18 protein-coding genes are annotated in these 18,738 nt (G+C 69.0%); 10 read left to right on the top strand and 8 right to left on the bottom strand.

The features are described 5' to 3' along the window. Positions 1–140 precede the first annotated feature (140 nt). From Q8N10_RS09975 to Q8N10_RS09965, 3 genes are read left to right on the top strand one after another with little or no spacing between them, the layout of a single operon-like run. Positions 141–1,925 carry an autotransporter assembly complex family protein gene (locus Q8N10_RS09975; RefSeq protein ID WP_370690239.1) on the top strand — a complete coding sequence of 595 codons (1,785 nt, stop codon included), beginning with the start codon at positions 141–143 and terminating at the stop codon, positions 1,923–1,925. Beyond that, the gene (locus Q8N10_RS09970; protein ID WP_304781559.1) at positions 1,922–6,103 is read left to right on the top strand and encodes a translocation/assembly module TamB domain-containing protein; all 4,182 of its coding nucleotides are present in this window, start codon (positions 1,922–1,924) and stop codon (positions 6,101–6,103) included. Before Q8N10_RS09975 ends, Q8N10_RS09970 begins: the two co-directional genes overlap by 4 nt. Then, positions 6,103–6,474: a hypothetical protein gene (locus tag Q8N10_RS09965; RefSeq protein WP_304781556.1), complete on the top strand. Its 372-nt coding sequence runs from the start codon at positions 6,103–6,105 to the stop codon at positions 6,472–6,474. Before Q8N10_RS09970 ends, Q8N10_RS09965 begins: the two co-directional genes overlap by 1 nt. A gap of 24 nt (positions 6,475–6,498) precedes the next feature. On the opposite strand, the gene phhA is transcribed toward Q8N10_RS09965, so the two are convergent. Continuing rightward, the gene (phhA, locus tag Q8N10_RS09960; RefSeq protein ID WP_304781554.1) at positions 6,499–7,347 is read right to left on the bottom strand and encodes a phenylalanine 4-monooxygenase; all 849 of its coding nucleotides are present in this window, start codon (positions 7,345–7,347) and stop codon (positions 6,499–6,501) included. Positions 7,348–7,514: 167 nt separating this feature from the next. Then, a complete protein-coding gene (gene hspQ / locus Q8N10_RS09955) occupies positions 7,515–7,901 on the bottom strand; it encodes a heat shock protein HspQ (protein ID WP_304781552.1) in 387 nt (128 codons plus the stop codon). Between the two features lie 228 nt (positions 7,902–8,129). Here hspQ and Q8N10_RS09950 point away from each other — a divergent pair, with 228 nt between their 5' ends. The 3 genes from Q8N10_RS09950 to Q8N10_RS09940 all read left to right on the top strand — a co-directional run bounded on the left by Q8N10_RS09950 (position 8,130) and on the right by Q8N10_RS09940 (position 11,195). Then, positions 8,130–9,254: a Ppx/GppA phosphatase family protein gene (locus Q8N10_RS09950; protein ID WP_304781548.1), complete on the top strand. Its 1,125-nt coding sequence runs from the start codon at positions 8,130–8,132 to the stop codon at positions 9,252–9,254. Beyond that, positions 9,251–9,967: an RlmE family RNA methyltransferase gene (locus Q8N10_RS09945; RefSeq protein ID WP_304781546.1), complete on the top strand. Its 717-nt coding sequence runs from the start codon at positions 9,251–9,253 to the stop codon at positions 9,965–9,967. Before Q8N10_RS09950 ends, Q8N10_RS09945 begins: the two co-directional genes overlap by 4 nt. Positions 9,968–10,070: 103 nt before the next feature. Continuing rightward, positions 10,071–11,195: a serine hydrolase domain-containing protein gene (locus tag Q8N10_RS09940; RefSeq protein WP_304781543.1), complete on the top strand. Its 1,125-nt coding sequence runs from the start codon at positions 10,071–10,073 to the stop codon at positions 11,193–11,195. A gap of 60 nt (positions 11,196–11,255) precedes the next feature. On the opposite strand, the gene Q8N10_RS09935 is transcribed toward Q8N10_RS09940, so the two are convergent. Beyond that, positions 11,256–13,349, bottom strand: coding sequence for a catalase (locus tag Q8N10_RS09935; RefSeq protein WP_304781540.1), 2,094 nt, complete (start codon positions 13,347–13,349; stop codon positions 11,256–11,258). Positions 13,350–13,587: 238 nt separating this feature from the next. On the opposite strand from Q8N10_RS09935, the gene Q8N10_RS09930 reads away from it, so the two are divergent. Beyond that, positions 13,588–13,944, top strand: a complete 357-nt coding sequence (locus Q8N10_RS09930) for a DUF1428 domain-containing protein (protein ID WP_304781538.1) — start codon at positions 13,588–13,590, stop codon at positions 13,942–13,944. 8 nt (positions 13,945–13,952) lie between these two features. Here the strand turns inward: Q8N10_RS09930 and Q8N10_RS09925 are convergent, their stop codons facing one another. After that, on the bottom strand, positions 13,953–15,725 hold the full coding sequence (locus tag Q8N10_RS09925; RefSeq protein WP_304781535.1) for a M14 family metallopeptidase: 1,773 nt from the start codon (positions 15,723–15,725) through the stop codon (positions 13,953–13,955). Positions 15,726–15,848: 123 nt separating this feature from the next. Between Q8N10_RS09925 and Q8N10_RS09920 the strand changes: the two genes are divergently transcribed. Further along, positions 15,849–16,010: a hypothetical protein gene (locus Q8N10_RS09920; RefSeq protein WP_304781533.1), complete on the top strand. Its 162-nt coding sequence runs from the start codon at positions 15,849–15,851 to the stop codon at positions 16,008–16,010. Between the two features lie 25 nt (positions 16,011–16,035). Here the strand turns inward: Q8N10_RS09920 and Q8N10_RS09915 are convergent, their stop codons facing one another. Further along, positions 16,036–16,554 carry a hypothetical protein gene (locus tag Q8N10_RS09915; RefSeq protein WP_304781530.1) on the bottom strand — a complete coding sequence of 173 codons (519 nt, stop codon included), beginning with the start codon at positions 16,552–16,554 and terminating at the stop codon, positions 16,036–16,038. Positions 16,555–16,669: 115 nt separating this feature from the next. On the opposite strand from Q8N10_RS09915, the gene Q8N10_RS09910 reads away from it, so the two are divergent. Then, positions 16,670–17,074 (top strand): DUF4087 domain-containing protein, encoded by a 405-nt coding sequence (locus Q8N10_RS09910; protein WP_304781528.1) that lies wholly within the window; start codon positions 16,670–16,672, stop codon positions 17,072–17,074. Between the two features lie 151 nt (positions 17,075–17,225). Next, positions 17,226–17,639 (top strand): Ig-like domain-containing protein, encoded by a 414-nt coding sequence (locus tag Q8N10_RS09905; protein ID WP_304781526.1) that lies wholly within the window; start codon positions 17,226–17,228, stop codon positions 17,637–17,639. A gap of 76 nt (positions 17,640–17,715) precedes the next feature. Here the strand turns inward: Q8N10_RS09905 and Q8N10_RS09900 are convergent, their stop codons facing one another. Genes Q8N10_RS09900 through Q8N10_RS09890 form a run of 3 tightly spaced genes read right to left on the bottom strand, consistent with a single transcriptional unit; the run spans position 17,716 to position 18,722 of the window. Continuing rightward, on the bottom strand, positions 17,716–18,039 hold the full coding sequence (locus Q8N10_RS09900; protein WP_304781523.1) for a YnfA family protein: 324 nt from the start codon (positions 18,037–18,039) through the stop codon (positions 17,716–17,718). Positions 18,040–18,048: 9 nt separating this feature from the next. Beyond that, positions 18,049–18,327 carry a hypothetical protein gene (locus Q8N10_RS09895; RefSeq protein ID WP_304781521.1) on the bottom strand — a complete coding sequence of 93 codons (279 nt, stop codon included), beginning with the start codon at positions 18,325–18,327 and terminating at the stop codon, positions 18,049–18,051. A 5-nt stretch (positions 18,328–18,332) separates the two neighbouring features. After that, a complete protein-coding gene (locus Q8N10_RS09890) occupies positions 18,333–18,722 on the bottom strand; it encodes a hypothetical protein (protein WP_304781518.1) in 390 nt (129 codons plus the stop codon). Between the last annotated feature and the right edge of the window lie 16 nt (positions 18,723–18,738).

Below are 18,738 nucleotides of genomic sequence, written 5' to 3'. Positions count from 1 at the left end.
GCGGGCGACGCAGGAGTTGCTGCCCACTATTTGGGCAGGCTTCCGCCTAGTTTGAAAGCGCCTTGCGCGTCTCCAGCGGGGTGACAAGGCAAGGCGACCCGAGATAGACCCGGGACGGGGACGGCAGGGATTCTTGAACCTTGGGACGACTGGTCTTCGCCGTCGCCGCCTCAGCGGCGCTTTGTGTCCAAGGGACGCCTGACTCCGCGCACGCAGAGGCGCCGAAGGCTGCCGTCGAGGGCGAACTGTCCGACAGCCTGCGCGACGCCATCACCAATGCGGTGGGCGAGACCGACAAGCCCATCGAGAACCGCTTCGAGGCCCGTAGGCGCGCCCGTGAGGCCGCCGAGGACGCGGTCGCCGTTCTGCGGTCGGAGGGCTATTACGCCAGCACCGTCGAGGCCGAGGTCACCGAGACCGAGCCCGCCCAGCCGGTGGTCAAGGTTGCGCCCGGCCAGCGCTTCACCATCCAGGACCCCAAGGTCGAGTGGATCGCGCCGGAGCCCGCGCCAGGCGTGCAGATCGCCGGCGAGGCGGTGCTGGGCCTGGCCAACGGCCAGGCCGGCAGGGCCGCCGACGTCCTGGGCGCCGAGGGCCGCATCGTGGCCGCGGTGCGCAAGCGCGGCTATGCCGACGTGACCTTTGGTGACCGCCAAGTGATCGTCGACCATGCCGACCACAGCGTCCGCCCCACCTTCCGCATCGTCTCGGGCGAGTTGGTGCTCCTGGACGGCATCGATCTGGTGACGCCGGGCCGGACAAATCCCACCTGGCTGCGCGGCTTGGCGCCGTGGAAGGCCGGCGAGCCGTACGACCCCGACGACGTAGGCGAACTGGAGCGCCGCCTGCTGGACACCGGTGTCTATGACAGCGTCACCGTCGCCCTGGCCGGCAAGGAGAAGGCGACCGCAGAGGGCCTGCGCCCGGTGATTGTCAGTATCTCCGACCGCAAGCGCCGCACCCTCGAACTGGGCGCCAGCTATTCCACCAGCGAGGGGGTGGGGGCCGACGCCCGCTGGACCCGCTACAACGTGCTGGGCCGCGCCGACACGCTCTCCTACTACGGCCGCGCCTCCACGGTGGACAGCCGCCTGGGCGGCGAGCTGACCCTGCCGCACTGGCGCCGCGCTCAGCAGACCCTGAAGGGCCAGGCCGGCCTCTATCGCGTCCACACCGACGCCTATGACGAGACCGGCGTCGGCGTCCGCGCCGACATCGAGCGCCGCTTCGGCAAGACGTCCCACGTCACGGTCGGGGCGTCCCTGGACTACAGCGAAACCCAGGAGCTGCAGGCGGTCACCCTGTCGTCCCTCGGCCGCAAGCTTGTCACCGCCTCGGTGCTGGGCGCCATGGCCCTCGACCGCTCCGACGATCCCCTGGATCCCAAGCGCGGCTGGCGCGTGGAGGCGCGGCTGGAGCCGACCCTGATCGTCGGCGCCGACACCTTGCCCTATCTGAAGGCCCAGTCTCAGGGCTCGATCTACTTCCCCTTCGACGAGAAGGGCCGCACTGTCGTGGCCGGCCGCCTCAAGCTGGGCTCGGCCATCGGCGGCCTGATGCCGGAGGTTCCGGCCTCGCGCCGGTTCTATTCCGGCGGCGGCGGCTCTGTGCGCGGCTACGCCTACCAGGCCATCGGCCCACGCCTGGCCGACAACACGCCTCAAGGCGGGCTCTCCCTGTTCGAGGGCTCGGTGGAGCTGCGCCAGAAGATCGGCAAGCGTTGGGGCGTGGTGGCCTTCGTGGACGCAGGCTCCGTCGGTTCCGACCAGATCCCCAGCTTCAAGGACCTCAGCGTCGGGGCCGGGATCGGGGTCCGCTATGACCTCGGCTTTGGCCCCATCCGCGCCGACATCGCCATCCCCCTGGAGAAGCGCAAGGGCGACGCCGCCTTCCAGATCTATCTCAGCATCGGGCAGAGCTTTTGACCGGCCCGTCCGACATCGAGGAGGTGGTCCACGAGGTGGAGGCCGCCGTGGTGAAGGTCGCCCGCAGCCGCGGCCTGCCCAAGGCGATCCTGGCCATCTGCGCCGTCATCGCCCTCGTGCTGTCGGGTCTGCTGCTCACCACCCGCTACGGCGTCCTGCTGCCCCAGGGCCGGATGCTGATCGAGTCGCGCGCCAACGGCCTCAAGCTCGGCCGCTTCGGGTCGCTGCGGATCGAGGGCCTGTCCGGCGACGTCTGGCGCCATTTTTCCGTACGCCGCCTGACCATCTCCGACGAGAAGGGCGTCTGGCTCGAGGCGAGGAACCTCGATATTTCATGGCATTACGCCAAGCTCCTGACCCGAAAGCTGCACGCCGAGACGATCACCGCAGAGCAGGTCACCGTCCTGCGCCGCCCGACCCTGACGCCCAAGCGGAAATCCAGCGGACTGCCGGTCTCCTTCGACATCGACCTCATCAAGACCCGGCTCGAGCTGCAGCCGGCCTTCAGCTACCGGCGCGGCGTCTACGATGTCACCGCAAGCCTCGACGTCCAGCGGCGCGGCCGGGGCCAGCAGGGCCGCGTCTCCGCCGCCAGCGTCCTGCACGCCGGCGACCACCTGGATATGCAGTTCGACTTCGGCAAGACCCGGCCCCTGCTGCTGGTGGCCGATGTCCATGAGGCCCAGGGCGGGGCGCTGGCTGGGGCGGCCGGTCTTCCCGTGGATCAGGCCTTCGACCTCAAGGCCCGCGCCGACGGCAAGATGTCGGCCGGCAAGCTGACCGCCGTCGTCACCTCCGGCCCCGCCACCCCCCTGGAGATGCAGGGCGCCTGGACGCCAGAGGGCGGGCAGGCCAAGGGCCGCCTGGACCTCACCGCCTCGACCCTGACTCGCAAGCTCTCGGCCCGCCTGGGCCCCCAGGCCCTGTTCGTCATCACCGGCGCCAAGGCCGAGCCCGGCCTGCATGACCTCACCGCCCGCGTGCAGTCGGCCAACCTGACCCTGGTGGCCAGGGGCAAGGGCAATATCGGCGAACGCCGGACCGGTCCCAAGGGCCTGGCGCTCACCCTGGACACGGCCAGCCTCTCCAAGATCAGCGGTGGACCGCAGATGGGCCCCGCGCGGGCCGCTGGCGTCCTGACCGGAACCGCCGACGACGCGCGCTTCGTCGGGACCGTCGCGGTGGACCGTCTGAAGCTCGGATCCTACGGCCTGGACCGCGTCAGCGGTCCCATCCAGCTCACCCGCAGGGCGGGCGTGCTCGGCGTAAAGGGCCAGGCCAGCGGCGCGGGCGGGGCAGGGACCGGCGTGCTCGCCGCCATCCTTGGCGCCAGTCCCACCGCCAGCTTCGACGCTCAGCGCCTGGCCGACGGCCGCCTCTCCCTGCGCGACCTGCAGGCCGCCGGCGCGGGGCTGAAGGTCCAGGCCAGCGGCGGCCGCGGCCTGATCGGCGGTCTCAACTTCAAGGGCAAGGCTGAGGTTTCCAACCTCGCCGCCGCCCGGACCGGCGCCAAGGGCTCGGCGTCGGCCACCTGGAGCGCCACCCAAGGCGGCCCCGGCAAGCCCTGGACCCTGACCGCCGACGCCCGGGGCGCGAAGTTCGCCTCCGGCTATGCCGAGCTCGACCGCCTGCTGGGCGCCTCGCCTCGCGCCTCGGCCAAGGGCAATATCCAGGACGGCAAGATATCCCTCGCCAGCGCGGAGCTGAACGGCGCGGCCGTCAAGGCGACCAGCGCCGGTGTCCTCGAGAACGGAGCCCTGAAGTTCAAGCTGGACTGGTCCGCCGATGGCCCGTTCCGCGCCGGCCCCGTGGAGATAACCGGCAAGGCCAGCGGCTCCGGCGCCGTCACCGGCACGCTCGGGGAGCCCCGCGCCGACCTGCTGGCCGACTTCGAGGCCCTGGACGTGCCGCGCCTGCCGTTGAAGGCCGCGCACATGACGCTGACCTTCATGCGCCGCCCCGACGGCTCCAGCGGCCTCGTGACCCTGGCGGCCACCAGCGAATTCGGCCCGGCCGTCGCCAAGGCCGCCTTCCGCTTCCCCGAAGGTGGCGTCGATCTCAGCGACCTGGCCATCGACGCCGGCGGTCTGAAGGCCACGGGCGCGCTCGCCCTGCGCCGGTCCACGCCGTCGTCGGCCGACCTGGCGATCAGCCTCAGCAAGGGCGCCTTCCTCGACGGCGGACAGGTGACCGGGGCGGTGAAGATCGTCGACGCCTCGGGCGGCCCCCGCGCCAGCCTCGACCTGCGGGCGCAGAACGCGGTCCTGCCGGGCTCCCGGGTCGCCATCAGCGCGGGCCGCCTTACCGCAGACGGTCCGCTCGCCCGGCTGCCCTATGCCGCCGACGTCAAGGGCGCCTCGAGCAACGGCCCCTGGGCCTTCAACGGCAAGGGGGTGATCACCCAGGCCAGGCCCGGCTATGTCATCGGCTTCGACGGCATGGGCCGTTACGGCCGCCGGGACCTGCGCACCCTGGAGACGGCCGTCTTCAAGGTCGGCGGTCCCGAGCGCAGCGCGCGCCTGCGCCTGGCGGCGTCCGACGGCGGCGAGATCGATCTGGACGGTCGGCTGGCGGGCGACACCGCCCAGGTCCGGGCCCACCTGCGCCAGCTGGGCCTGGGTCTGTTCAACGAGGACCTCACCGGCAAGGTCGACGCCGAGCTGAACCTGGCCGGCAAGGGCGCCCGCCTCGACGGGACCCTGGCCGCCAGGCTGGAGGACGCCCGCGCCAAGGGCTCCGACGTCTCCCAGGGTCTCGACGGCGTGCTCAAGGCGCGCCTGGCCGACAGCAGCATGGTCATCGACGCCGACCTCTCCAACACCGGAGGTCTCAAGGCCACCGCCAACCTGGTCCTCCCGGCCGAGGCCTCGTCCGCGCCCTTCCGCGTCGCCCTCAATCGCCAGAAGCCGATACAGGGCCGGGTGTTCGCCGACGGCGAGGTCAAGCCCCTGTGGGACCTGCTGGTGGGCGGCGAGCGCGAGCTGGCTGGCCGGGTGCGGCTGGAGGGGACCCTGGGCGGTACCCTGGCGGACATCAAGACGCGCGGCGAGGCCTCAGTGGATGACGGTCGCTTCTCCGACGGGGCCACCGGCCTGGTGCTGCGCGAGGTGATCGTACGCGCGACCCTCACCGACAATGTGATCAACGTCTCCCGCGCCACCGGCGCCGACGGCCATGGCGGCTCGGCCACCGGCTCGGGGCGGATCAGCCAGGATGGGGTCAGCACCTTCAAGCTCAATCTCACCGCTTTCCGGCTCATCGACAATGATCAGGCCACCGCCTCGGCCAGCGGTCAGGTCACCCTGGACCGGGACGTCGCCGGCAAGGTCCGGCTGGCGGGCAAGCTGCTGGTGGAGCGGGCCGATATCTCGGCCCGCACGCCGACCCCGTCGGGCGTGGTGGCCATGGACGTCATCGAGGTCAACAAGCCCATGGACCTCGGGGTCGCGCAGCAGGCCGTGGCGCGGCAGGGCCTGGGGGTGAACCTCGACGTCACCCTGACCGCGCCTCGCCGGATCTATCTGCGAGGCCGCGGCCTGGACGTGGAGCTGTCCCTGGACGCCCATGTCGGCGGCAACACCAACCGCCCGGTGCTCTCCGGCGTCGCCCGCGTGGTGCGCGGCGAGTACGACTTCGCCGGCAAGCGGTTCGAGTTCGACCAGCGTGGCGTGGTCTATCTGGCCACCTCCACTCGGGACATCCGCCTCAGCCTCTCGGCCACCCGCGACGACCCCTCCCTGACCGCCGTGGTCAGCATCCGGGGCACGGCGGCCAAGCCGGAGATCACCCTGAGCTCGACCCCGACCCTGCCCAATGACGAGGTGCTGTCCAACGTCCTGTTCGGTCGCTCGGCCTCGCAGCTGTCGCCTCTCGAAGCCGCTCAGCTGGCGTCGGCCCTGTCCTCTCTGGCCGGCGGCGGTGGCTTCGACGTCATCGGCAACCTGCGCAACTTCGCCGGCCTCGACCGTCTGGCGGTGGGCGGCGGCGACGAAAGCGGCATGACAATTTCCGGCGGCAAGTATCTGACGGAAGACGTTTATCTGGAATTGACGGGTGGTGGTCGCGAGGGACCCTCGGCTCAAGTCGAGTGGCGCGTGCGCAAGAACCTGTCCATCATCTCCAAGCTCGCCAGCCAGGGGGACGGCAAGCTCGCCGTGCGATGGCGCAAGGACTACTGATGCTGCGGACCGTGTTGATCGGGACCGCGGGGTTGCTGGCGCTGGCCGCCTGCGACACGCCGCTGAAGCCGCCGACCCACACCGGCGTCTGCTGGCGCCTCGCCCCGGCCATGAACGGCGCCCAGGACTTCCGGCCCATGTCCAACAGCGTGCCCAACCTCCAGGCCTGCGCCATCCAGCTCGAGGGCCTGCACCTTCGGCACGGGGCGCCCGTCACGGGCGCCTATCAGGGCCAGATCATCTACGTGACCGAGGATCGGATCGAAGCCGCCGCCAGCAGCAGGGCGCGGCGCTATCAGCTCTTCACGCCAGAGCAGCGGGCGGAGGTGGACCGGGGCCTTAAGCTGCTGATGGGAGCGGGCGACAACTGACTCCCTGCCGCCGCCGAGGGTGAGTTATCTGGCCGCGTAGGCCTGCGTTCCGCGGGTGAACACCTGGTCGCCAGGCGCCACCGCCGCGATCGGAATATCCCCCGACCTCGCGAGCCGATCATAGAGCGCCCCGAAGTCCTGCAGCGTGGCGTCGAGCAGGGCCTGCAGGGACGGGACCACGAAATAGACCTGCTGGAAGTCGTCGATCCGGTAAGGGGTGCGCATCACCCGCTCCAGGTCAAACCCCAGCCGGTTGGGGGAGGGGTCGTCCAGGGCGAAGATCGACTCTGCGTGGGACGAGACGATGCCCGCGCCATAGATTCGCAGGCCGTCTGGCGTCTCCAGCAGGCCGAACTCCACCGTGTACCAGTAGAGCCGCGCCAGGTTGTGCAGCTGGCCCCGGTTCATCGCCTTCAGACCCCCCGCGCCATAGGCCTGCATATAGTCGGCGAAGGTGGGATCGGTCAGCATCGGGACATGGCCGAAGACGTCGTGGAAGATGTCCGGCTCCTGCAGGTAGTCCAGCTGCTCGGGCTTGCGGATGAACTGGCCCGCCGGAAACCGCCGATTTGCGAGATGTTCGAAGAACACCTCGTCGGGGACCAGCCCTGGGACCGCCACCACGCTCCAGCCGGTCAGGCGGTCCAGCTCCTCGTTGATCCGCGCGAAGTCGGGAATGCCGCCGCGATGCAGGTCCAGGGCGTCGAGCCCGTGCAGGAAGGCGTCGCAGGCTCGTCCGGGCAACAGCCTGGACTGGCGCTCATAGAGGGTCATCCAGACCTGGTGCTCAGTCGGCGTATAGGCCGCCCAGTCCTGGTCGATGGTCCAGTCGGGCCGCGCGCCCGGAGGCGGGGTGAATCCGTCAGCGCTCATTCCGGCAGAATGGGGCCAATCGGCCGGAAGTTCCGTTCGAACTGCGTGGCTTTTCGGAGGGCGCTCGCGAAAACCTTGCGCGGAAGCAGGTCAAGGAGGTGGGGATTGCCTTCCCGGCTTCCCCCACATGGCGGGGGAAGGGGGCGGCGAGCAGGCCCGTTCGCCGGCTAGTGGCTGATCCGCGGCCGCAGGGTGTAGTGGCCTTCGTTGAAGCTCTCGAAGATCAGCGGGGCCTGCGGGTGGCCGACGGGTTCGCCGCTCTCGTCGGGCAGCAGGTTCTGCTCGGAGACGTAGGCGACGTACGAGTTGTCATCGTTCTCGGCCAGCAGGTGGTAGAACGGCTGGTCCTTGCGCGGCCGGATGTGCTCCGGGATCGACAGCCACCACTCCTCGGTATTGGCGAAGGTGGGGTCGACGTCAAAGATCACGCCCCGGAACGCGAACACGCGGTGCTTGACGACATCGCCGATGGCGAACTTGGCCAGCCGGATATCCGCGATCGCCGCGGGGTTGGGCAGGTGGCCAGCGTTTGGCTTTTCGAGTCGAGCGTCCATGAACAGAATCTACACCGTCGTACCTAACTGGGAGGTGAACGTAGCGCTCACGCGTCCGTGTTCAAGAGCGCGCCTTCCGGCAGGCGAATGGTCTTGCTACAGTCGCCTTGAAACGAGGCGCCCGTACCGGCGACTGCGAAGGCCCTAAGGTTGGTCCATGTCTGAGGCGCGCAGAAACACGCGATGCGTGTTTCGCCCTCATTTTGTAAGCGCTTGCCGGGCGCCTGAATGAGCGATCCGGCTGGAAGCGCGCCCGCGCCCGACGCCGTGAGGCATGGCCGGGACAGGTCTGGCAATGACGCGCCCTGCTATGGCGCCCTCGACCTCGGCACCAACAACTGCAGGCTCTTGATCGCCACCCCGTCCGGCAAGAGCTTCCGGGTGGTGGAGGCCTATTCGCGCATCGTGCGGCTGGGGGAGGGGCTCACCCAGAGCGGCCGCCTGTCGGAGGTCGCCATGGAACGCGCCATGGCCGCCTTGAAGGTCAGCGCCGAAAAGGTCCGCCGCCGGAGGGTCGTCAAGCTCAAGGCCATCGCCACCCAGGCCTGCCGCATGGCTGAGAACGGCCAGGAATTCATCGACCGGGTCTTCGAGGAGACCGGCATGCGGCTGCAGATCATCGCCCCCCGCGAAGAGGCCCAGCTCTCCGTCGCCGGTTGCCTGAACCTGCTGGACACCACCGCCGACGCCGCCCTGGTGGTGGACGTGGGCGGCGGCTCCACCGAACTCTCCTGGGTGGACCTCAAGGGCGAGGGCCTGGGCGGTGAGCTCAGCACCTTCGCGGCCTCGAAGCTGCCCATCAAGGCCTGGCTCTCAATCCCCATCGGTGTCGTCACCCTGGCCGAGCAGTTCCCGGAGGGCGAGACCGCCACGGAGGCCTGGTTCCGCGCCATGGTCGACCGGGTGAAGCTCGACCTCGCCGCCTTCCGCCACGCCGACCCCATGCGGCCGATCTTCGACGAGGATCGCGCCCACCTGATCGGCACCTCGGGCGCCATCACCAGCCTGGCCGGCATGCACCTGCGCCTGCCGCGCTATGATCGATCCCGCGTCGACGGCATCTGGATGACCCGTGACGAGTGCGAAGGGGCCGCCAACCTGCTGTTGAACCTCACCGCCCAGCAGCGCGCCGACCAGCCCTGCATCGGCCCCGACCGCTCCGACCTGGTCCTGGCCGGCGCCGCCATCCTCCAGGCCGTGCAGGAACTCTGGCCCTGCACCCGGGTGCGGGTCGCCGACCGCGGCCTGCGCGAGGGCATACTGATGTCCCTGATGTCCGAGACCGGCGGCGGCCGCCGCCGCAAGCGCCGCCGCGGCCGTCGCGGCAAACCCCTGGCCCAGGCCGCCGAATGACCGACGAACTTCCCCCGGCCCGCAAGCGCATGGTCAAGCCGCCCATGGGCGGCACCGAAGAGGGACGCGGCAAGCCCGCGCGCCTGAAGACCGCCAAGATGCGGACCCCGTCCTCCCAGGCCTGGCTGTCGCGCCAGGTCAACGACCCCTTCGCCGCCAAGGCCCGGGCCCACGGCTACCGCAGCCGCGCGGCCTACAAGCTGACCGAGATCGACGATCGGCTGCACCTGCTGAAGCCCGGGATCCGGGTCATCGACCTGGGGGCGGCGCCCGGCGGCTGGACCCAGGTGGCGGTCGAGCGCGGCGTCACCAATGTCGTGGGCGTCGACCTGCTGCCGGTCGATCCCATCTCGCCGGCCCAGATCATCGAGATGGACTTCACCGACCCCGCCTGCGGCCCCCTGCTGATCGAGATGCTGGGAGGACCGCCGGACGTGGTGCTGTCGGACATGGCCCCCAACACCGTCGGCCACCGTAAGACCGACCACCTGCGGATCATGGGCCTGATCGAGATCGGCGTGGACTTCGCCATCAGCGTGCTGAAGCCCGGCGGGTCCTTCATCGCCAAGGCCTTCCAGGGCGGCGAGACCTCCCTGGTTATCGCCAACCTCAAGCACCACTTCACCGAGGTGAAGAACATGAAGCCCAAGGCCAGCCGCGCCGACAGCTCCGAGACCTATCTGGTGGCGACCGGGTTCAAGGGGCGGAAATAGTATTTCGCTCATCCCGGCGAAGGCCGGGATGAGCGGAGTAGAGGCTCGATCCTCACCGCGATTTGCCGCTAATCTCCCCCCAACAACAAAGGGGGAGGCGACAATGGCTGACGGTTCGGTGGGCGGCTTCACGGCTGACAGGTATTCCAAGGTCCGCGAGGCCTTCCAGGCCAACCTCGATTCCGGCGCCGATGTGGGGGCCTCGTTCTGCGCCACCCAGGACGGCGAGACGGTGATCGACCTCTGGGGCGGCTGGGCCGACGCCGAGCAGACTCGGCCCTGGCAGAAGGACACCATCGTCAACGTCTACTCCACCACCAAGACCATGACGGCGCTGACGGCCCTGCTGCTGGCCGACCGCGGCGAGCTCGACTTCGATGCGCCGGTGGCCAGGTACTGGCCGGAGTTCGCGGCCAACGGAAAGGCCGACGTCAAGGTCAGCCACCTGATGAGCCATTCCGCAGGCCTCTCGGGCTGGAAGCAGCCGATCACCACCGAGGATCTCTACGACTGGGAGAAGGCCACCTCCCTGCTGGCCGCCCAGGCCCCTTACTGGGAACCCGGCACGCAGCCCGGCTACCACGCCCTGACCCAGGGCTACCTTGTGGGCGAGGTCGTGCGCCGCATCACCGGCAAGTCGCTGGGGACAGTGTTCCGCCAGGAGCTCGCCGAGCCCCTGGGCACCGACTTCCACATCGGTCTGCCGGCTAGCGAGGACGCTCGGGTCGCCAATCTGATCCCGCCGCCCGCCGGGGGCGGCATCGCCGACGGCGAGCAGACCGAACTGGTCGCCAACATGTCGCGTAATCCCGGCATCGACCCGCTGGCCACCCGCACCCGGGCCTGGCGCGGCGCGGAGATCCCCGCCGCCGGCGGTACGGGCAACGCTCGCTCCGTGGCCGAGATCCACGTGCTGCTGGCCAATGGCGGCGTCGCCAAGGGCAAACGGATTCTCTCCGAGGCCGGCTGCCGCAAGGCTCTCGAACTGCAGGTGGAGGGGACCGACCTGATCCTGGGCGGCCCGGCCCGTTTCGGCATGGGCTTCGGCCTGCCCAGCGCCACGGTCCCCATGCGTAATCCCAACAGCATCTACTGGGGCGGCTATGGCGGCTCGTTGATCATCATCGACATGGATGCGCGGACCACCGTCGCCTACGCCATGAACAAGATGGCCCCCACCACCACCGGCGACATGCGCGCCTTCAGCCTGATGGCGGCGATGGGGTAGGGGGAAGGCGCCCTTCTCCCGCAAGGGGAGAAGGGCGATGAAGGGCCGCGCTCAATATCCCTACGCCAGCATGCGCACCTTTGGCTCGCGGTCCCACTGGCGGGTGCGGGCCGGCGGGATGAAGCCGTCGGCGCCTGCCGCCAGGTCCACGATCCCGGCGTCCGGCTCGACATTGGCCTTGTCCAGCAGCGGCTGGGCCTCGGATGTGAGGCCGATGGCCTTCAGGTGGACGAAGGCGTTGGACACGAAGTCCGTCGCCGCGCTCTCCTTCAGCAGTTCGGCGCAGCCGGCCTCCGACAGCACCAGGGCCACGGCGTCGAACAGCACCGAGGGGGTCCCGGCCAGCTGGCCGTCGGCCGGCAGCATCTTGCCGTCCTTCAGCGTCACGCCGCCCACCTTGGGGGCGATGATCTTGACGCTGGCCCCTTCGGCCAGCGCCGCCTTCTTCACCGCATTGATCACCGCGCCGTCGGCGCCGTCGGTGACCAGGATGCCCACCGCCCGGCCGTTCAGGGTCTCGGGATACTTGCCGACGATGCGCAGGGCCGGCGAGGCGTCCATGTCCACGGGCTCCACGGCGGCCTCCGCCTTGGCCGGCAAGTCCATGGCCAGGCCGTCGGCCACGCGCTGGGCCAGGTCGGTGTCGATGTTCTGCAGGTTGCCGAGGATGCGCAGCCGCACATGCTCGAAGCTGCACTTGGACAGCTCGAACACCAGGGCGCTGGCCATGTGGGCCTGCTCGATGGTGGTCTGCGAGGCGTAGAACAGCCGCGCATGGCTGTAGTGATCGGCGAAGGTCTCGGCCCGCAGCCGCACCTTGGGCCCGTCATTCATCACCTGGGCCGTCCGGAAGCCACCCTTGGGGTCCTCGCGCGGGCCGCCCGGTTCGCCCACCAGGCCCAGGCTGTTGGGTTCGTAATTGGCCCGGCCGACGGGGATCTCCATCTGCATGTGCCCGTCGCGCTGCAGGTTCTGGAAGGGGCAGCCCTTGGCGCGGTTGATCGGCAGCTGGTGGAAGTTCACCGAGCCCAGCCGCGACAGCTGGGTGTCCTGGTAGGAGAACAGCCGTCCTTGCAGCAGCGGGTCCTCCGAGGCGTCGATACCCGGCGGCATGTTGGTCGGCAGGAAGGCCGCCTGCTCGGTCTCGGCGAAGAAGTTGTCGACGTTGCGGTTCAGCACCATGCGCCCGATCACCTTGATGGGGACCAGCTCCTCAGGGATCAGCTTGGTGGCGTCGAGGATGTCGAAGGGAAGGGCGTCGGCCTCCGCCTGAGACAGCAACTGCACGCCGAACTCCCACTCGGGGAAGGCGCCGCTGTCGATGGACTCAAACAGGTCGCGGCGGTGGTAGTCCGGATCGGCGCCGGCGATCTTCACCGCCTCGTCCCAGCAGGTGGACTGGGTCCCCAGCTTCGGCCGCCAGTGGAACTTCACAAAGGTGGCCTCGTCCTTATCGTTCAGCAGCCGGAAGGTGTTGACGCCGAAGCCCTCCATCATCCGCAAGCTGCGCGGAATGGTCCGGTCCGACATCGCCCACATGATCATGTGCATGCTCTCGGGCATCAGCCCGATGAAGTCCCAGAAGGTGTCGTGGGCGCTGGCGGCCTGCGGATAGCCGCGGTCGGCCTCCATCTTCACCGCGTGCACCAGGTCGGGGAACTTCATGGCGTCCTGGATGAAGAACACCGGGATGTTGTTGCCCACCAGGTCCCAGTTGCCCTCCTTGGTGTAGAACTTCACGGCGAAGCCGCGGACGTCGCGGGGCGTGTCGATGCTGCCCGCGCCGCCGGCCACGGTGGAGAAGCGGGCGAACAGCTCGGTCTTCACGCCGACCTCGGTGAGGATCTTGGCGCGGGTGTACTTTTCCAACGACTCCGTCAGCTCGAAGAACCCGTGCGCCGCCGAGCCGCGGGCATGGACGATCCGCTCTGGAATGCGCTCATGGTCGAAGTGCTGGATCTTCTCCCGCAGGACGAAGTCCTCCAGCAGGCTGGGGCCCCGCGGGCCGGCCTTCAGCGAATTCTGGTGGTCGCTGATCGGCACGCCGAAATTGGTGGTCATCCGCGCCTCTGGCGCGCTGGCGGTCTGATGCAGTTCGCCGCCGGTCCCCACGTGCGAGGTGTCGCTCGCGGGCGCATCATTGGGCTTGGTCATGTCGAGGATCCTGATCGAGGCGGTGGAGTCGCCATCTCAACGCGACGCGCGCCGATTGGTGGCCGCCAGGGCGCGTAAAAACCGCTGCCGTCGGTGGCCCTGCGTCAGGCACGGCAAGGGCTTGCGACCTTCACCCCCGGCGGACGCCACGGAAAGCCGGCGAAAAAACCTGGTCTCGCCGCTGTCGGATCGCGCCGTCTTGGTGCGTCCTGGGGACAGGAAACAACAGGAGACCCCCATGCCCTATGTCGACGGTTTCATCCTCGCGGTCCCCAAGACCAAGATCGAGGACTACAAGAAGATGGCCAGCCTGGGCGCCGAGGTCTGGAAAGAGCTGGGCGCCCTGGCCTATGTCGAATGCATCGGCGACGATGTGCCCTATGGCGAACTGACCTCGTTCCCCCGCGCCGTCCAGGCCACCGACGACGAGGTCGTGATCTTCTCCTGGATCGTCTACGAGAGCCGCGAGCAGCGGGACGCGATCAACGCCAAGGTCATGACCGATCCGCGCATGCAGCAGTACGATCAGACCAACACCCCCTTCGACGGCAAGCGGATGATCTATGGCGGCTTCCAGCCCTTCATCCAGGCCTAGGGGCCTCCCTAAACCTCCCGCCCGATCGGATAGAGCAGGTAGCGGTCGTCGTAGAACGGCGTGCGCTTGTAGAACCAGGCCAGCCGCGCACCAGGGCTGCCGGCGAACTTCGGGTCCGCCGCCAGCTTCGCCTCGAATTCGGCCTTCAGCTTCGGGTCCCCGGCCAGCATGGCGTCGGCCAGGGGCGCGATGGCGTAGGCCTCGATATATTCCACCCGGGTCAGCACCTCGGGGATCATCCCCCAGGCGAAGAAGCTCTCGCTGGACTGCGGCTCCAGCAGCAGCACCACCAGGTCCCCCAACGGCTGATCGGTCGAAATCCGCACCGAACCCGGCGAAAAGGTCCAGTCGCGGCGCTCGGGCGTCACCGCCTTGACGGTGATGGCCACGTGGCCCTCGGCCGCCTGGGTGGCGATCTCAGGCTTGCCCAGGCGCAGCATCTCGACGCTCACGGTGGTGGGGGCCGCGACCGCCTCCATCTCAACCCCGTGCAGCCCAAGGCGCTCGATCAGGTCCTTGCGATAGCCTGGAACCCAGTACCCCTTGGGCCGCGCCAGGGTCAGGGTCGGCTCCGACAGGAAGTGGGGCAGGCACCACGGCTCCGGGTCGGCCTCCCCCAGCCAGCGGATCTCGCGCCGCCCCGAGGCCACGCTCTCATAGGTCTCATACGCGATGCCCTTGAAGCTGCGCATCCGCGCCGGGGCCTTGCCGGGCACGAAGTTGGCCGGGATCTCCGCCGGCCGCAGCGCCCGGTTGGCCGTGATCGCCGCCCGCAGGCCCGCACCCTGGTCGGCCAGCAGCCGCAGCGAGGTCTCGAGGAACACATAGGTGGCCAGCACCCGCTGGGCGTGGGGCTTGAGGCTATGGTTCTCGATCAGGATGGTGGGCACGTGGGCCGCCGCGCCCCAGCCGTTGGAGAACCGCTCTCCCAGCCCCCCGTCCGAGAGGCCCTTCTTGGGATCATTGTCGTCCAGGCCGAACACCAGTTCGCCGGGGATGTGGCCCTCGGCCTCCAGCGCCGCGTTCATCGCCGGCTTGAGCACATCGTCCAGCCAGACGGCGATGGCCGGCGAGCGCGACCACGACCGCGCCTCGCCGTTGTAGCCGTAGGTCAGGTCGTACTGGTAATCGAGCCCGTCGGTGACGTGGATGTCCACATAGAGGTCGGGCCGGTACCGGTTCAGCAGCCCGCGCGCCGCCTGCATCTCCGGCTGGTCCAGCTTCATGTAGTCGCGGTTGAGGTTCTGGTTCGTGGCGGTGTTGCGCCAGCCCTGGATGCGCGGCCCCCGCTGGTTGGGTCGCGAATAGCGCGAGGCCCGCTCGTGTCCGTCCACGCTCAGGATCGGCGCCAGGATCAGGTTGGCCCGGTCCAGCAGGCCGTCCTTGCCGTAGAAGCAGATGTCGCGCAGCAGCATCATGCCCGCGTCCTTGCCGTCGATCTCACCCGGATGGATGCCGGCCTGGGCCAGCAGCACCGGCTTGGCCGGATCGAAGGTCGCCCCATCCTTGCTGGCGATCACCGCATAGATCGGCCGCCCCTCCGGCGAGGTCCCGAACACCTCGATGCGGATCCAGGGGGAGGCCGCCTCCAGCCGGTCGAACCAGGCCCGGGTGTCGGCGTAGTCGGGGCTGAAGTCATGCTCGGGATCGGCCTCGAACGCCGTCACCCACGGGTCGGTCACGTCCCGCAACAGCGCCTGGCTCGCCCCCTGCCAGGGCGGCGCCGGCGGCAGGAAATCCTGGTCCCAGGGGGCGGCGGCGGAGGAGGGGGCGTCGGTCATGGCGGGCTCCGGACAGGTCATGACCACATGGGCGCACGCGCGACCGCTGTCGAGAGCCCAGCCAAGCCCGCCGGGACCAGCACCGCCGCTGGAACCTTCTTCAACGGTGGAGGTTAGCCCCTCATGTCCATTCTCATCTTCATCATCGTCGTCATCGTCCTTCTGGCCCTCGCCCTCTGGGCCGTCCAGAAGCTGCCGATCCCTTCACCCCTCAACTGGATCGTTCAGGTCCTGCTGATCGTCGTGGCGATCTTCGTGATCGGGCAGCGCGCCGGCCTGTTCTAGGCCGCAGGCGGCGTCGCATTGGGGATTACAGCTTCCCGAACGCGACGCCTCGCCAGCCCCAGCCGCCCGCGTGCGCGGCCTCCACCAGCGGATCCTTGATCTCGCGGGTGTCGAATTTGTACGAGTAGATCTTGCCGAACGAGAGGTCCTCCTCGTCGAAGGCGTAGACGGTCTCGAAGCTCTTCTCCCAGCTTTGACCTCGGGAGGCCCTGGCGCTGGCCGACAGGGTGGGGACGCCCGCGCGCCACTCCACCTCCCATTCCTCGTCGACCGCCCGGACCTCGCCCTTGGCCTCGTCGAACTTCATCAGCACCTTGAAGACCCGCTTGATGCCGGCCTTGGCGAAGATTTCGTACCACTTGGCGTCGACGATCCGCCACTCGGCCACCAGGTCGCAGCCTTCCTTCTTGGTCGCCTCGCGCACCTTGAAGGGCGCGGTCGGGCGGTTCACCGCCAGCAGCCGTTGGCGCAACTTGGCGACGCTCTCGCGCGCCACGCCGCTCGGGGCGGGCTTGCTGCCCGTCAACCAGTCCAGGATGCCCATTCACGCCCCTCCGCACCGACGCGCCGGAGGGCGCGACTCCTTGACACCATGACACGATCCCAAGTCTGGTGACGCTACTCCTGGTCGGTGACCAACAGTCCTAAGGGCCGACCCCATGACCGCGCGTCTCATCAGCCGTCTCGGTCGCGCCGTCGCGATCGCCGCCGTTCTTGCGCCCCTGGTTGCGGGCGCGCCTGCCCAGGCCGCCCCCAAGAAGCTCGCCGGCGAGACGCGCTGCGGCTGGCTGCAGAACCCGTCGCCGGGCAACTGGTGGCTGTTCGACAGCGCCGGGGAATGGACCATAGCCACGCAGGGCGGCTTCCAGGCGCGCGGTCTCGACGACGTGCCAGACCTCACCGAACGCGACTGGGTGGTCACCAACGGCAGTTCCTACGGCTATGGCTGCGTCTGCCTGCGGGTCCAGACCGACCCCAAGCAACGCCGCATCACCCGCATCCACACCGTCAGGCAGCAGCCCCTGAAGACCTGCCGCGCCGACAGGAAACTGCCCAAGCCCTAGGGCAGGCTAGCGCGGTTCTGGGTCCTCTCCCGGGCGCGTGGGAGAGGGGCATCGAAACCGCCGACCTGGCGCACGCGAGCGTTTGGACCCGACAACCTGAAATCGACGAGCTGCGTTCGGTGATGTAGCTTCACGGTGGCGCTTTACAGGCATGCTGATCGGCCAAGCCTCCGACGCAACAATCAAGAGTCATCAAATGCTAGCGAGCCTTGTCGCCCTGGCTCTCACATCCGTGGTCGCATCGTCCGAGCCTCAGTTGGTCGGGTCATGGCCGGCCGATGGCGCAAAGGGGGTGCCCGCCGGGGAACAGACCCTGGTTTTCGAGTTCAGCGAACCCATGGCGCGAGACCGGATGTCGGTGACAACCGGGCCTGCCGGGGCCGCGCCCGAGTTCATAGGCTCTCCAAGCTTTTCGGAAGACGGCCGCACATTTCGCATCCGGATGCGCCTGAGACCGGGCCTTTCCTACGCGGTGGGCGCCAATAGTCCGAGCCACACGAACTTCCAGAACATTGCCGGTCAACCTGTGACGCCGCGCATCATTCGCTTCACAACCGCGCCCTGACGGTCTCAAGCCGCCGGAGGGCCGCCTGGGGTCGCGGCTCGCCGCTGGCCTCCAGTCCGCTCGCCTCGCGAAACCCTCAGGTCGTCCGCGGCCCAGCCAGGATGATCGCGGCGCCCACGAGGCACACCGACGCGCCGAGGATGTCCCACCGGTCCGGCGTCCGATGCTCGACAAGCCATAGCCAGAGGACCGAGGCGACGATGTAGACGCCGCCATAGGCCGCATAGGCGCGCCCCGCGGCCTCGCTGTCGACCCGGGTGAGCAGGTACGCAAAGAGGGCCAGCGACACGACGCCGGGGGCTATCCAGAGCGGAGAGCGATCAAGCCTGATCCAAGCCCAGAACGCGAAGCACCCTGCGATTTCAGCCAGGGCGGCGAGGGCGTAGATCAGCCAGGTCATGCAGTGTCCCTATGTCGCCTTCGCGCCCGGGCGGCATCCGCAACGCCCGTCGATGCGGCAGCTTTCCCCTTCGGTGGGGCAGGTGGGCCGCGGTCGCCGGGCGCTCACGAACAGGACAGCTACAGCCACCAGCGCCAGCGCGCCACAGGCGATGGCCTCCCAGCCAAGCTTCGCAAGCCAAGCCGCCGCCGTGGCCAGGCTGGCGCCCGCCAGGAGTGGGATCACCAGGGGCATGGCGCAGGCTCCGGCGCAGGCCACCCCGACGAGAATTCCGCCCTTCTTCATCATGGCGGTCAGCCCTTGATCAGCTTGATGACGAACGGTTCGTAGGCCGGGAAGGCCAGGCCCAGCACCAGCACGGCCGTCGCGGCCTGCATCATCAGCAGGGTGGGTTTCGCGGTGCGCTTGCCGGTCGAACGCGCGCGATAGATCACCCAGCCCCACGCTCCCGTCACCGACAGCAGCGCCGCGACGAACATCACGTTGGTCGCCGCGTCGATCCAGATGAGCAGGGCGCCCCCGCCGGCCAGGGCGATGGCGGGGAAAGCCACGGGCAGAACGCAGCAGGCCGCGCAGGCCATCGCGCCCCCGGACGTGGCCAGCGCCGTGCGCGGCGCGGCCTTGTCCATGATCCCTGGTGACACCGAGGCTTCCAAGCCGGCTTTCGAGATATCGATCATCATTGGTTCTCCCATGCGC

Origin of the sequence: Phenylobacterium sp. (assembly GCF_030693625.1) — a bacterium.
GTDB lineage: Bacteria > Pseudomonadota > Alphaproteobacteria > Caulobacterales > Caulobacteraceae > Phenylobacterium > Phenylobacterium ferrooxidans.
This window is presented reverse-complemented; position numbering and strand designations above follow the sequence as displayed.

What these genes read in the sequence shown, in the direction of transcription:
- Q8N10_RS09950 (WP_304781548.1), top strand. Translation starts at nt 8,130, where the DNA reads ATGAGCGATCCGGCTGGAAGCGCGCCCGCGCCCGACGCCGTGAGGCAT.
- Q8N10_RS09925 (WP_304781535.1), bottom strand. Translation starts at nt 15,725, where the DNA reads ATGACCGACGCCCCCTCCTCCGCCGCCGCCCCCTGGGACCAGGATTTC.
- Q8N10_RS09910 (WP_304781528.1), top strand. Translation starts at nt 16,670, where the DNA reads ATGACCGCGCGTCTCATCAGCCGTCTCGGTCGCGCCGTCGCGATCGCC.
- Q8N10_RS09935 (WP_304781540.1), bottom strand. Translation starts at nt 13,349, where the DNA reads ATGACCAAGCCCAATGATGCGCCCGCGAGCGACACCTCGCACGTGGGG.
- Q8N10_RS09930 (WP_304781538.1), top strand. Translation starts at nt 13,588, where the DNA reads ATGCCCTATGTCGACGGTTTCATCCTCGCGGTCCCCAAGACCAAGATC.
- Q8N10_RS09945 (WP_304781546.1), top strand. Translation starts at nt 9,251, where the DNA reads ATGACCGACGAACTTCCCCCGGCCCGCAAGCGCATGGTCAAGCCGCCC.
- Q8N10_RS09915 (WP_304781530.1), bottom strand. Translation starts at nt 16,554, where the DNA reads ATGGGCATCCTGGACTGGTTGACGGGCAGCAAGCCCGCCCCGAGCGGC.
- phhA (WP_304781554.1), bottom strand. Translation starts at nt 7,347, where the DNA reads ATGAGCGCTGACGGATTCACCCCGCCTCCGGGCGCGCGGCCCGACTGG.
- Q8N10_RS09965 (WP_304781556.1), top strand. Translation starts at nt 6,103, where the DNA reads ATGCTGCGGACCGTGTTGATCGGGACCGCGGGGTTGCTGGCGCTGGCC.
- Q8N10_RS09895 (WP_304781521.1), bottom strand. Translation starts at nt 18,327, where the DNA reads ATGATGAAGAAGGGCGGAATTCTCGTCGGGGTGGCCTGCGCCGGAGCC.
- Q8N10_RS09890 (WP_304781518.1), bottom strand. Translation starts at nt 18,722, where the DNA reads ATGATGATCGATATCTCGAAAGCCGGCTTGGAAGCCTCGGTGTCACCA.
- Q8N10_RS09905 (WP_304781526.1), top strand. Translation starts at nt 17,226, where the DNA reads ATGCTGATCGGCCAAGCCTCCGACGCAACAATCAAGAGTCATCAAATG.
- Q8N10_RS09900 (WP_304781523.1), bottom strand. Translation starts at nt 18,039, where the DNA reads ATGACCTGGCTGATCTACGCCCTCGCCGCCCTGGCTGAAATCGCAGGG.
- Q8N10_RS09920 (WP_304781533.1), top strand. Translation starts at nt 15,849, where the DNA reads ATGTCCATTCTCATCTTCATCATCGTCGTCATCGTCCTTCTGGCCCTC.
- hspQ (WP_304781552.1), bottom strand. Translation starts at nt 7,901, where the DNA reads ATGGACGCTCGACTCGAAAAGCCAAACGCTGGCCACCTGCCCAACCCC.
- Q8N10_RS09940 (WP_304781543.1), top strand. Translation starts at nt 10,071, where the DNA reads ATGGCTGACGGTTCGGTGGGCGGCTTCACGGCTGACAGGTATTCCAAG.